We start from the raw sequence: 12,963 nt of genomic DNA, 5'->3' as shown, positions 1-12,963 counted from the left end.
GGTTACTTCTTCTCGCCAGAGGAATCGGAATCATGTTGCGGGTTCAGTCGCTTCCAGGCGTGGCGCTTCAGCAGCACAACGGTGCTCAGGCCCACCAGCACAGAGAACAACAGCGCCAGCAGGGCTAACACCACCGCATGCTGGTTGGCATACCAGATCACCATCATGTACCACGGCATCTGGCCGCTCGGGAACTGCGCGCCGACGCGGAAGCTGCGGATACCGTTCTCATCGGTGATGATCGCCGTATCGCCCCGGATGCCGGCGTTAATGCGCGGCGACGTCAGGTCGTGATGCAGGCGGGAAAGCTGGGCATCGTCGGTGGCGACGGTCATCACCACCACCCGTGAACTGTTCCACGGCGAGCTGTAGCTGATAAAGCCGCGCCAGTCTTCGTTCGACGAGAAGTAGCGATCCGCATCCACCGCCTGGCGGTACCAGTCACCGGTCAGCCAGCCGCGCAGGTTATCCAGCAGCGTCGGCTCTTTAACGCCGAGGGTGTGGCCGTTCACATCGTACGGCGTGCCCTGCAACATCGACTGGTTGAAGGCCGTCTGCGACAGGGTCGAAACCGCCAGCACATCGCTGTTCTTCAGGCGTCCCAGCGAGGTTCCGCCCGCCGGAATACCAAACATCACGCTGTTGTGGCTTAACGCCACGCCGGTGGCATTGCCCGAGCGTCCGGCCATATCCAGCAGGGTGCTGATTTCAGCATTGCTAGGCGAGGACGGCAGCATCAACACGGTCTGCGAGTAGTCGGCAAAACGGGTGAACGGGAAGGCCGCACCGACGAAATACGACAGGTTCGGCAGCAGCGTAAAGTGACGCGTGTGGCTCAGGTCAATATAGGAGTCGTCTTCGATCCGGCTCTTGATATTGTTGTTGCTTAACACGCTGCACGGCGCATCGGCCTTCGGCTTGATGTTGAAGTACAGCTGCAGCTGGTTGTCACCGTAAATCAGGTACGGGTCGAGCTTCAGGGTGTAGTTTTCCTGACGCGCATCGCCGCCCAGACGGTGCCAGACGCTTTCCAGCAGGCCGACCTTGTTGACGGTCAGGTTACGCAGGAAGGTGCCGTTCAGCCCGACGTTTAAGAACGATTTGTCCTCATCAATCCAGCTTTCCGACGGGAAACGGTAGTTCAGCTTCACCGGCAGGGTGTCGCCATCCCACAGGAACAGGTCCGGCGCGGCGCGGAAGTTCACCCGCAGCGCGTCATGCCAGATCCCGGTGGTGGTCATGCTTTGATCTTTACGCAGCAGATCGCTGAGGCGAACCGGACGATCGGTGTTGATCCAACGCGGCGCGTCGTACGGCTTGCTGACCGGGATATTCTGCGCAGCCACCGCCAGCGACGGCACGTCGACGCTCAGCGGCTGCGTCAGACGCCAGGCCGCCTGACGCAGCGCGTCATCGTCCTTACCGATCACCAGCATCAGCTTGTAAACCGGATTGACCGGGTTATCGATCACCTGCAGGCTCGGGCCGGTCACGCGTGGGATTGCCACGCCCGCCACCATTTCGCCCGGATGAGCAAACAGGATGCCGTTTTTCTCTGGCAGCTCGTTACGCAGCACCGGGAAGCTGATGCCACGGTAATCGGTCTGGATACCCATCCACGAGGAGACAATCGCCGCCGCGCTGACTTCACCCGGCGACACCGCATCGCCAAACACCATCGGCACCACCGAAGGGGTCATGCGCAGCGGATCGATAAACGGCCGCGGGAAGTTGCGCAGCGTGTTACCGATATTCAGCTGCTGGCCTTCCAGCGACAGCGTGGTTTTCGGCAGGATGGTGACCTGATACTGACTGGCGCTGTCGCGCTCACACAGCAGCTGATCGGCATCGTTAATCTTGAAGCTCAGGTTGTTGCTGGAGACCACCATCGCGGCGGGAATATCCAGCTGATAATCTTCGCTGGCGCTGTCTGAGGCGCTTAACGGCAGCGTGCCCAGCGGCTGACCGTTGAGCATCAGCTGCAGCGAGGTGTTACGCGCGGCCAGCGCCTGAGAGACCTTCAGTGACAGGTTCAGACGGGCGTTGGTGATCACTTCATCCGTTGGCAACGTGAAGACGATACCGGACTGCAGCTGACCGCCGGTCAACAGAATGCCGTTGGTCTGGCCCATCTGGCCGACCGACACGGTGCTGGTCAGCGGCTGATTCAGCAATACGGGCTGCGCCGGGGCGGAAACCACCGGCGCTGGCAGCGGCGGCAGGCCCGCCGGCAGACCGGTGGCCGGATCCGGCTGGCGGGTTGCTGCGCTATCCGTGTTGGCCGGTTGGCTGGTCGCCGTGCTGTCCGTGGTCGCAGGTTGGCTGGTTGCTGCGCCATCCGCCGTGCCCGGTGCCGGCTGGGTAACATCAGTCGACGTTTGCGCGTCCTGCGGCTGGGCAGCATCGGGCTGCGCGGCCGGATCGGCGGCGGGCTGGCTCATCTGAGAGGCCGTGCCGGTTGCCTGGTTCATCTGTGCCGAATAGCCCGGAGTGCTGCCGGTCTGCTGGCCCACATCGGCCGGCGGTGGGATCTGGGACAACGCATTGCTGTCCTGGGTCACGCTTTCCGGCGCGGCCCAGACGCTGCTCAGGGTCAGGACCCCGGTAAAACAGAGCGCAGGTAATATCAGTCGCTTCATGCCACGCCATCCTCTTCCTTCACGGCCTGACGATGACGCTTCGCACGACGATCTTTCCAGGTCAGCCAGAACAATTCAAATACGGTACGGATAATGGTAATCAGCGAGCGGAACGGTTTGTCCTTCTCGCCTTCTGGCTTGATCCAGGCGTCGGCGCGCGAGAGCACCACGCGCACCAGTTCGCGGCGGCGTGATAACGGGATCTCATCAAACATCAGGCGGATCACGCCGTTGTCCGAGCCCATAATGCTCACCGGAATCGAGATAGTGCCGGACTGCAACATCAGGTCGATGGCTTCGATTTCATCATTTTCATGACGGTCATCCGGCGCGTTAACCTGTGCGCCACCCATCGACAGATCCACCGTGGTGGTGCGTGAAGAGATGCCGCTGGCGTAGTGCAGCACCACCGGAATATTCACCTCGATACGGATGGTTTTACGGGTCTGCTTGGTTTCACGCGCCACCGCGATCGCCGCCATCAGGATGATCAGGCTGAACAGCGCCCAGCCGACGTTAAGGGCGATGACGTAAGGATCCACGCCGAAGTAGTCATGCGCCACGGCACGGACAATGCCGCTCACCACGCCAATCGTCAGCAGCGCGGCACAGATTACGTGTGGACGCACGATGTTGAAGTCGAAGAAGCCCACGTCCAGCAGGCCGCCCTTATCCGTTACGTTGAACTTGCCGTGCTTCGGCGAAATCATCGTCAGGAGGGTTGGGATAACCAGGTGGAAGGCCATCACCGTTTCGTAGATTTCCCCCCAGAAGGTGGCGCGGAAGCGGCCGTTCATGCGGGAGTTGACGTACAGCGACATCACCAGATGCGGCAATACGTAGGCGAAAATCAGGCTGGCTGAGGAGTGAATGATGTTCAGGTTGAACAGCAGATACGCCAGCGGCGCGGTCAGGAAGATTACGCGCGGCAGACCAAACTGGAAGTGCAGCATGGCGTTCAGGTAGCACAGACGTTGCTGCCACTTCAGGCCACGGCCCAGCAGCGGGTTATCCACGCGGAAAATCTGCGTCATGCCACGCGCCCAGCGGGTACGCTGAATGATGTGCAAACCCAGACGTTCGGTGGCCAGGCCCGCCGCCAGCGGCAGCGCCAGGAAGGCAGACTTCCAGCCCAGACGCTGCATTTTCAGTGCGGTGTGCGCATCTTCGGTCACGGTTTCGGTGGCAAAGCCGCCGATCTCTTCCAGCGCAGAACGGCGGATCACCGCACAGGAGCCGCAGAAGAAGGTGGCATTCCAGTTGTCGTTACCCTGCTGTACCGGGCCATAGAACAGCGCGCCTTCGTTCGGGATATCGCGCGCGGCTTTCAGGTTGCGCTCAAATGGGTCCGGCGAATAGAAGTAGTGCGGCGTCTGTAACAGGGCCAGTTTCGGGTCTTTCAGGAACGGTGCCACGGTGGCCTGCAGGAAGGCGCGGGTGGCGACGTGGTCGCAGTCAAAGACGGTAATCAGCTCGCCTTTGGTAATGCGCATCGCGTGGTTCAGGTTACCGGCTTTGGCGTGGCGGTTATCGTCACGGGTGATGTAGCCCACGCCCGCATCGGCGGCAAACACCGCAAATTCGCTACGCTTGCCGTCATCCAGCAGGTAGATTTTGATTTTGTCGCGTGGGTAGTCGATGCACTGGGCAGCGAGCACGGTATCGCGCACCACATCGAGGCTTTCGTTATAGCTCGGCACGTAGATGTCGACGGTCGGCCATAAGCTGACGTCTTCCGGCATCGGCTCGATGGTTCTCTTAAGCGGCCATGATGTTTGCAGGTAGCCGAGGATCAGGATCAGCCAGACATACACTTCGGCAATAAATAAGCCGATGCCTAAGATCGCTTCCACTTCGGAATTGAATGAGAGGGTTTCCGTCGCGCGCCAGTATATATAGCGCGTCGACATTAATGCCGACAGGAACACCATTACCATAGAAATTTTGCGGCTTTTACTGAAGCCCATAACAAAAAGAATGGCAATAGAAATCAGGCCAAAAATATACTGCTTCTGGCTGTCCATTGGGGTGATCACAATCACTGCGGCGAGCGGGAATAATACCAGCAGCAACAGGTAATACAGGACTTTTTTCATAAGTCATCCTGAAAACGAGACTATTATTTTTTACCGCAGCGCGGGCGCACTGCGGTGTTTCAGGCATCCATACCCGACGGCTCCGCCGTCGATTAACGCGATCTCAGCGGCGCCTGCATTTCACCGTCGCCGACCTTGATATCCAGCAGCGCAGCAATACGCTTGCTGACGATCTCAATATCAAAGGCCGCCGCCGAAACAGGGCTGAAATCAAAGATGGACTGCTGCGAGGCATTGGCTTCCGCCACGCTCTCATCGCGATTCACCACACCCAACAACCGGTCGCCCAGTCGCTGTTGCATAAAGGCCGTTACGTCACGACTGATGTTGCGGCGGCTGTCACTCTGGTTCAGCACAAAGAAGTGTCCTGAACGCTGATTCAGCGCACCGCCAATCATTTTTTCGTTTTCGATTTGCGGCAGCAGTGACAGCGAAGCGGTATCCGCCAGCATCACCACAAGGTGTAAATCGGCAAGATCGGTCATTGCCTTTAGGGCTGGACCCGGTCCTGGCGGAAAATCAGCGACGATCACCAGACCTGGGTAGTTGAGGACGGTATGTAAACCCCGTGCGAGGAAGTTGGGGTCGCGGGATAAATTATCTTCAAATTCAATACGCTGCTCTTCAGTCACGTCACCATACGGCATCACAAAGATGTTGCCGCCGGTGGTTAAAATAGACTGGCTCCAGTCAGGCGATTCGGACGATTTCGCCACGTAACCGCGACCATCGGACAACGGCACGCCAAAATGCAGACGCAGGGCGTTCTGCACATCAAAGTCGATGGCCAGCACTTTGCTGCCGCCACGGGCGAGGGAATAGGCGAGGTTGGCCGCCAGCGTGGTTTTACCCACGCCCCCTTTGGGAGAACAAACACAAACTAACGGCATGAGGCAATTCTCTCCAGCAGAGGTTGCAGCAAAGTATCTTTCGATAAAGAGGTCACTGACGGCTCCGGCGCGGTGCTGAACAGCTGCTTGAAGCGCGGCAGATCGGCGGCCGGTTGCACCGGCGCAGCGGGCTGACGAGCCGGTGCAGTCTGCACGGGCGCAGCGGTGGGCAGCGAGGACAGGGACGCCATCAGCGGTGACGCGGCCGGGGCTGGCTGAGCAGCTGGTGCGGCGGCGGCTGGGGTGGCGGCGGCTGGGGTGGCGAAGGCCGGCTGAGCCGAGGCCAGCGGGTTCTGCGCCTCATTCACCGGGTTAACGGCCTGAGGCTCAGGTGCAGGTTCCGCCACCGGCGCGGGCTTCAGCGACGCGGATATGCTGTCCAGCAAGGAGGCACCCATCTGCGCTGCCGCCGGTTTCGCCACGAGCGGCGCCACGCTGTGCGACGGCGCGTGCGTAGGCGGCTGATGCGGTGGTTTTGGCAGCTGAACCGGCTGCACTGGCTGCGCGGCTTGTCCCAGCAGGGCATCCAGGCTGTCTTCGGCAATCGGTTGCGGCGCAGGCACATCGATACGCTGACCGTTGCCTAAAGCCGACTCTGCGCCATCATTCATTAACTGTTTGATGATCGCCCAATTGGCACTGTCTGAATTCTTCGTCTGTTCAGACATGTCCTTGAATTCGATATGGTTTGTTTGCGTTTTTTCTTTAAAACGCTGCAGGTCATCATAACTTTTCATGGGAATGATCGCGGAGAGTGGGGGGATTTCGCGGCAATATACCATACAATGTTAATATGCATCAGATTATTCTTATCGCCAGTAATGGTGCAGAAGAATCATTAATTAACTCTTCAGGATAAATAAAATAAATGATTGCGCAGGCTATCAATCAACTTTGTTATTATTTGCCTTAATTAAATAATTTCGTCAGGTTAATTAAATAGAATGACGATTAAAAGACAATGAATGATAAGAGGAAATAGCCAACTTCTTTGAGTTTAGCAATACGTTAGGGGAAGTAATCAAAGTTTATGCTGGCAAGCGGTGAAGTTTGACATAAGTCACCTTTGACTGGCCCTGAACCCCTACTTTATCCGGTGGTCCTGTTCCTCCCAGCCTTTTGAACTGACCATTGGTCCTAAGCGCAATCGCCTGAGCAATCGCTACTCACGCCTTATTTCTCTTATAAATTCGTCTGCTACGCACAGATAAAAAAAGGGCGAATCGATGATTCGCCCTTCTCGCTTATGGCCGGACCTCAGTTACCGACCGGTTGACCTTCATCCTGATCGACGGCGAAGCAGGCTATCTGCTGGTCGCCATACTGCTTGAGCTGCGGTTGCAGCTGGGTGCAGGGACCAAAACGGCGGCGGCAACGGGCGTTAAACGCGCAGCCCGGCGGCGGATTCAGCGGGCTTGGCAGCTCGCCGGTCAGCTTGATGCGTTCGCGACGCTCGTCCGGGTTCAGACGTGGCGTCGCAGACAGCAGCGCCTGGGTGTACGGATGGCGTGGGTTCGCAAAGATCGCTTCTTTACTGCCCCGCTCCACGCAGCGTCCCAGATACATCACCATCACTTCATCCGCGATATGCTCCACCACCGACAGGTCGTGGGAAATAAACACGTATGACAGCCCCAGCTCCTGTTGCAGATCCATCATCAGGTTCAGCACCTGCGCGCGCACCGACACGTCCAGCGCCGATACCGGTTCATCGGCAATCAGCACGTCCGGATCCAGCATCAGGCCACGGGCGATGGCAATACGCTGACGCTGACCGCCGGAGAACATATGCGGATAGCGATCGTAATGCTCGGTTTTCAGGCCGACCTTGGCCATCATCGCCAGGGTTTTCTCGCGGCGCTCGGCTTTGCTCAGGCTGGTGTTAATCAGCAGCGGCTCTTCAAGGATCTGGCTGACCTTTTTACGCGGGTTCAGCGAGCCGTAGGGGTTCTGGAAGACGATCTGAATTTTCTGGCGGCGCAGCTTCTGGGCCGCCGGATCGTGCTTCAGCAAATCCTGTCCCTGATAGAACAGCTGGCCTTCGGTCGGCGTTTCAATCATGGTCAGTAAACGGCCCAGCGTGGATTTACCACAGCCTGACTCGCCTACCACCGCCAGCGTTTTGCCGCGCTCCAGATTAAAGGAGACGCCGTCCAGCGCCTTCACCAGACGCTCCTGACCAAACAGCCCTTTCTTCACCGGGTAATGCTTTTTCAGATCGATCGCCTGCATCAGCAGCGCAGAGTTATGTTCAGGCTTCATAAGTTGGTCTCCCGGCATCATCCAGAGGGTAATGACATTTGGACTGACGCCCCGGAATATCACGTAATTCAGGTTCTTCAACCCGGCAGCGGTCGTTGGCATACGGGCAACGCGGGTTCAGCAGACAGCCCTGCGGACGGTCATATTTGCCCGGCACCACGCCCGGCAGTGACGCCAGACGCGCCTTGTCAGCGGCAAACTCCGGCAGCGCACGCAGCAGCGCCTGAGTGTACGGATGGCGTGGCGATTTGAAGATATCAACGGCCTTACCGGTTTCCACCACCTGCCCGGCATACATCACGATGATGTGGTGCGCGGCTTCGGCCACCAGCGCCAGATCGTGAGTGATCAGGATCAGCGCCATGTTCTCCTGCTGTTGCAGCTCAAGCAGCAGCTCGATGATCTGCGCCTGAATGGTCACATCCAGCGCGGTGGTGGGCTCATCGGCAATCAGCAGTTTTGGCCGACAGGCGATGGCCATCGCAATCATCACGCGCTGGCTCATCCCGCCCGAAAGCTGGTGCGGATAGACATCCAGACGCGACGACGGATCGGGGATGCCGACCTGGTTAAGCAGGTCAATCGCACGCTGGCGACGGGTTTTCTTGTTGCCGCCCTGATGCACCTTGATCGCTTCCATAATCTGGAAGCCCACGGTGTAACACGGATTCAGGCTGGTCATTGGATCCTGGAAAATCATCGCCACTTCCGAGCCCACCAGCTGGCGGCGCTCTTTCTCGGAGATGCGTTTCAGGTCGCGCTGGTTAAACTCCAGCTTTTCCGCCATCACTTTGCCGGGATAATCGATCAGCCCCATGATCGCCAGCGAGCTGACGGATTTACCGGAGCCGGATTCGCCGACGATGCCGACCACCTGGCCCTGCTCGACCTGATAGCTGATGCGATCGACCGCTTTAAACGGTGCCTTCTCGTCGCCGAAATGCACCGACAGTTTGTCTACAGTGAATAGTGCCATCTGGTGCCTCTACTGCTTGAGTTTCGGGTCGAGGGCGTCACGCAATCCGTCGCCCATCAGGTTAAATGCCAGTACGGTCAGCAGGATTGCGACACCAGGGAAGGTGACCACCCACCAGGCACTTTGCGCATACTGCAACACGTCGGAGAGCATGGTGCCCCACTCCGGTGTTGGTGGCTGCGCACCCATACCCAGGAAGCCCAGCGCGGCCATATCGAGGATCGCGTTGGAGAAGCCCAGAGACGCCTGCACGATCAGCGGTGCCAGGCAGTTTGGTAAAATGTTGATAAACATCTGACGGATCGGGCCGGCGCCGGCCACGTTGGAAGCGGTGACGTAATCGCGGTTAACTTCCACCAGCACCGCGGCGCGGGTCAGACGGATATAGTGCGGCAGGGCCACGAAGGTCAGCGCGATGGACGCATTGACGATCGACGGCCCGAAGATTGCCACCAGCACCAACGCCAGCAGCAGGCTTGGCAGCGCCAGCATGATATCGACCAGACGCATAATCACGTTGTCGGTGACACCGCCGACGTAACCGGCGATCAGACCGAAAATCACCCCGAGGATCAGCGACAGCACCACCACCAGACAACCGACCAGCAGCGACAGGCGGGCACCGTACATCAGACGGGACAGTACATCGCGACCCACGTCATCGGTACCGAGAATAAACTTCCAGCTGCCGCCATCCTGCCAGGCCGGCGGATGCAGCAACGCATCACGGAACTGTTCGGACGGCGCATGCGGCGCCAGCACGTTGGCAAAGATCGCAATCAGGAACATCAGAACCACGTAGACCAGGCCGATTACCGCGCCTTTGTTACGCTTAAAGTAGTGCCAGAACTCCTGTAACGGGGTCATGGGCTTTGGGGCAGCGCTCACGCTGCCTGGATCGAGTGCAGACATATCCTCGTCCCCTTATTTCTTGTGGCGAATGCGCGGGTTAACCACGCCATAGAGCACATCAACCAGCAGGTTGACCGCGATAATCAGGATGGCCACCATCAGCACGCCGCCCTGCACCACCGGATAGTCACGACGCTGAAGTGCGTCGATCAGCCAGCGGCCCAGACCCGGCCAGGAGAAGATGGTTTCGGTCAGGATGGCGCCCGCCAGCAGCGTGCCCACCTGCAACCCGATCACGGTCACTACCGGCAGCATCGCATTGCGCAGCGCATGGACCACAATCACCCGCATCCGCGTCAGCCCTTTGGCGCGCGCGGTACGGATGTAGTCTTCACCTAACACTTCCAGCATCGCCGAACGTGTCATACGGACGATCACCGCCAGCGGAATGGTCCCCAGCACGATGGCCGGCAGGATCATATGCATCACGGCATCTTTGAAGTCGCCCGGTTCGCCCCAGATCAGGGTATCAATCAGCATAAAACCGGTTAGCGGCTGACTGTCGTCGAGGAACACCGTATCGCCTATTCGCCCCGCGACCGGGGTCAGGTTCCAGTGCACCGACACCAGCATGATCATCATCATTCCCCACCAGAAAATCGGCATGGAGTAACCGGTCAGCGAGATGCCGACCACGGTATGATCGAAGATGGAACCGCGTTTAACCGCAGCCAGTACCCCGGCAGGGATGCCGACAGCCACGGCAAAAATCATCGCGCAGATGCCCAGTTCCAGCGTCGCTTTAAAGCGCGGAACGAATTCCTGCCAGACCGGGATGCGGCTTTTCAGTGAAATGCCTAAATCGCCATGGAGCACGCCATAGACGTAGGAGACATATTGTTGCCACAGCGGCTTATCCAGACCCATCTGGGCCAGAAGCTGCGCGTGACGTTCAGGAGACATTCCGCGTTCGCCGGCCATAATCAGCACCGGATCGCCCGGGATCATATGGACAAACGCGAAGGTTAACAGGGTGATACCAATAAACGTTGGGATGACAAGTCCCAAACGTCGGAGTATGAACTGCAGCATATTCCGGATTCTCTTTTGGTTCCCGCAGGCTCGTAGCCCGAAGGATTATATTTGCTCACATCTTGCCGCGGATATTCTCCGCCGCGACGCTTTTCAGGGCGCCGTACCTGGCATTGATTGAATGAATTCAATTAATGATGACTTCAGATGGTTAACATCGTCGGGAGCAGATTGAAGAACAAGGCGCGCGGTGCCCACCGCCCTCAACATGGCTTGATGCCAGGCGAAGGTGGCGAGCACCGCACAACGCAGTTATTCAACCGCGCATCAGGTTTCTTATTCCTGAATATCCACGTTCTCGAAGTGATGTTTACCCAATGGGTCAACCACGTAGCCGCTTACCTTCTTGCTCACCGGCTCGTACACCGTAGAGTGCGCGATAATCAGCGCAGGCGCCTGGTCGTGCATCACAACCTGAGCCTGTTTGTAGTATTCAATACGTTTGTTGTGATCGGGCTCAGCACGGGCTGGCTGGATCTGGTCTTCAAACGGCTTGTAACACCAGCGAGAGTAGTTGGAACCGTCTTTTGCCGCGGCACAGCTGAACAGGGTGGCGAAGAAGTTATCCGGATCCCCATTATCACCGGTCCAGCCCATCATCACGGTCTGGTGTTCACCGGCTTTAGCACGCTTCAGGTACTCGCCCCACTCGTAGGTGACGATCTTGGCTTTCACGCCAATTTTCGCCCAGTCGGACTGGATCATTTCAGCCATACGACGCGCGTTCGGGTTGTACGGACGCTGAACCGGCATTGCCCACAGGTCGATGGAGAAACCGTCTGGCATACCGGCTTCTTTCAGCAGCTCTTTCGCTTTCGCCGGGTCGTAGGTGTAATCCTTGACCGCGTCGTTGTAGCCCCACATGGTTGGTGGGATCAGGTTTTTGGCCGCCTGGCCAGCACCCTGATACACCGCGTCGATGATCGCCTGCTTGTTAACGGCCGTGATCAGCGCCTGGCGCACTTTCAGGTTATCCAGCGGTTTTTTCTCGGTGTTGAACGACAGGTAACCGACGTTCAGGCCTGGCATCTGCATCAGGTTGATATTTTTATCTTCCTTCATGCGGGCGATGTCAGCCGGGTTCGGGTACGGCATCACCTGGCATTCGCCTTTCTGCAGCTTGGCGTAACGCACGGACGCATCCGGCGTGATGGAGAACACCAGACGGTCGATTTTTGGCTTGGTGCCCCAGTACTGGTCAAAGGCTTTGTACAGGATGCGGGAGTCTTTCTGGTACTGCACCAGCTGGAACGGACCGGTACCGACCGGGTTCAGGTCGATTTTTTCCGGGGTACCGGCTTTCAGCATGTTGTCAGCGTATTCAGCCGACAGCACGGAGGCGAAGTCCATGCCGAGGTCGGCCAGGAACGGAGACTCAGGACGGGTCAGCACGAAGCGCACGGTATTGTCGTCCACTTTCTCGATTTTGCTGATCAGCTTCGGCATGTCCATGCCTTCGAAGTATTCGTAGCTGCCGCCAGAGACGCCATGATACTTGTTGTTCTTATCGAGCTGACGCTCGAAGGAGAACACCACGTCATCGGCGTTGAAATCGCGGGTTGGCTTGAAGTCTTTGGTGGTCTGCCACTTCACACCCTTACGCAGGTGGAAGGTGTAGGTTTTACCGTCTTCGCTCACTTCCCACTTCTCTGCCAGGCCAGGCTGGATTTCAGTGGTGCCGATTTTGAATTCAACCAGACGGTTGTAGATCGGAACTGAGCTGGCATCGTAAGTGGTGCCGGAGGTGAACAGCTGTGGGTTAAAGCCCTCAGGCGACCCTTCTGAACAATAAACAAGGGTTTTAGCCTGGACGCCAGCGGCAACGGTGAGAGCAATCAGGCTCAGACCTACCTTCAGCATCCCTGTTTTAGAAATACGCATGCTTCTGCTCCAATTGTGATGTGGTGTTGTGTGCACGTGCGCAAGACCCTGTATTTTTTTAGTGCGGTCTTTGCGTTGCCTTGCGGCGCTGGAGAAGGAAAGGATCGGTCAGGGGAGAAACCATCAGACTAATCCGCATCCTGTCTCGCTGAGGCATCAATTTGTCAACAGTTGCAAGGAACGTCAATACAACTGTCAGGTATTTACACAGAGTGTGAGAAACAGCAAGCAAACATAAAAAAAACCAATTGCGGGGTTTTTCAGAGGAAACGATT

At 57.7% G+C, this 12,963-nt stretch carries 9 protein-coding genes; all 9 read right to left on the bottom strand.

Annotated features, from left to right (window positions below):
- Positions 1-2 precede the first annotated feature (2 nt).
- The 9 genes from bcsB to dppA all read right to left on the bottom strand — a co-directional run bounded on the left by bcsB (position 3) and on the right by dppA (position 12,688).
- Positions 3-2,639, bottom strand: coding sequence for a cellulose biosynthesis cyclic di-GMP-binding regulatory protein BcsB (gene bcsB / locus AC0IXH_RS18790; protein ID WP_471720839.1), 2,637 nt, complete (start codon positions 2,637-2,639; stop codon positions 3-5).
- Positions 2,636-4,735: a UDP-forming cellulose synthase catalytic subunit gene (gene bcsA / locus AC0IXH_RS18785; protein ID WP_346568207.1), complete on the bottom strand. Its 2,100-nt coding sequence runs from the start codon at positions 4,733-4,735 to the stop codon at positions 2,636-2,638. The genes bcsB and bcsA overlap by 4 nt, the downstream gene beginning before the upstream one ends.
- A gap of 92 nt (positions 4,736-4,827) precedes the next feature.
- A complete protein-coding gene (bcsQ, locus tag AC0IXH_RS18780) occupies positions 4,828-5,625 on the bottom strand; it encodes a cellulose biosynthesis protein BcsQ (RefSeq protein ID WP_471720838.1) in 798 nt (265 codons plus the stop codon).
- The gene (gene bcsO, locus AC0IXH_RS18775) at positions 5,616-6,362 is read right to left on the bottom strand and encodes a cellulose biosynthesis protein BcsO (protein WP_471720837.1); all 747 of its coding nucleotides are present in this window, start codon (positions 6,360-6,362) and stop codon (positions 5,616-5,618) included. Before bcsO ends, bcsQ begins: the two co-directional genes overlap by 10 nt.
- 520 nt (positions 6,363-6,882) lie before the next feature.
- Complete coding sequence (gene dppF / locus AC0IXH_RS18770) at positions 6,883-7,887, bottom strand: dipeptide ABC transporter ATP-binding subunit DppF (protein ID WP_013204407.1); 1,005 nt, start codon at positions 7,885-7,887, stop codon at positions 6,883-6,885.
- Positions 7,877-8,863 carry a dipeptide ABC transporter ATP-binding protein gene (dppD, locus tag AC0IXH_RS18765; protein ID WP_013204408.1) on the bottom strand — a complete coding sequence of 329 codons (987 nt, stop codon included), beginning with the start codon at positions 8,861-8,863 and terminating at the stop codon, positions 7,877-7,879. The genes dppF and dppD overlap by 11 nt, the downstream gene beginning before the upstream one ends.
- 9 nt (positions 8,864-8,872) lie before the next feature.
- Positions 8,873-9,775, bottom strand: a complete 903-nt coding sequence (gene dppC, locus AC0IXH_RS18760) for a dipeptide ABC transporter permease DppC (protein ID WP_013204409.1) — start codon at positions 9,773-9,775, stop codon at positions 8,873-8,875.
- A 12-nt stretch (positions 9,776-9,787) separates the two neighbouring features.
- Entirely contained in the window at positions 9,788-10,807 is a 1,020-nt protein-coding gene (gene dppB, locus AC0IXH_RS18755; RefSeq protein WP_013204410.1) for a dipeptide ABC transporter permease DppB, read from the bottom strand.
- Between the two features lie 276 nt (positions 10,808-11,083).
- A complete protein-coding gene (dppA, locus tag AC0IXH_RS18750; RefSeq protein ID WP_471720836.1) occupies positions 11,084-12,688 on the bottom strand; it encodes a dipeptide ABC transporter periplasmic-binding protein DppA in 1,605 nt (534 codons plus the stop codon).
- Positions 12,689-12,963 lie beyond the last annotated feature (275 nt).

It is taken from the genome of Erwinia sp. AC075, from assembly GCF_979253995.1.
The sequence above is the reverse complement of the archived record's forward strand: the minus strand, read 5'-3'. Positions and strand labels throughout refer to the sequence as shown.

What these genes read in the sequence shown, in the direction of transcription:
- bcsQ (WP_471720838.1), bottom strand. Translation starts at nt 5,625, where the DNA reads ATGCCGTTAGTTTGTGTTTGTTCTCCCAAAGGGGGCGTGGGTAAAACC.
- dppF (WP_013204407.1), bottom strand. Translation starts at nt 7,887, where the DNA reads ATGAAGCCTGAACATAACTCTGCGCTGCTGATGCAGGCGATCGATCTG.
- dppC (WP_013204409.1), bottom strand. Translation starts at nt 9,775, where the DNA reads ATGTCTGCACTCGATCCAGGCAGCGTGAGCGCTGCCCCAAAGCCCATG.
- bcsA (WP_346568207.1), bottom strand. Translation starts at nt 4,735, where the DNA reads ATGAAAAAAGTCCTGTATTACCTGTTGCTGCTGGTATTATTCCCGCTC.
- bcsB (WP_471720839.1), bottom strand. Translation starts at nt 2,639, where the DNA reads ATGAAGCGACTGATATTACCTGCGCTCTGTTTTACCGGGGTCCTGACC.
- dppA (WP_471720836.1), bottom strand. Translation starts at nt 12,688, where the DNA reads ATGCGTATTTCTAAAACAGGGATGCTGAAGGTAGGTCTGAGCCTGATT.
- dppB (WP_013204410.1), bottom strand. Translation starts at nt 10,807, where the DNA reads ATGCTGCAGTTCATACTCCGACGTTTGGGACTTGTCATCCCAACGTTT.
- bcsO (WP_471720837.1), bottom strand. Translation starts at nt 6,362, where the DNA reads ATGAAAAGTTATGATGACCTGCAGCGTTTTAAAGAAAAAACGCAAACA.
- dppD (WP_013204408.1), bottom strand. Translation starts at nt 8,863, where the DNA reads ATGGCACTATTCACTGTAGACAAACTGTCGGTGCATTTCGGCGACGAG.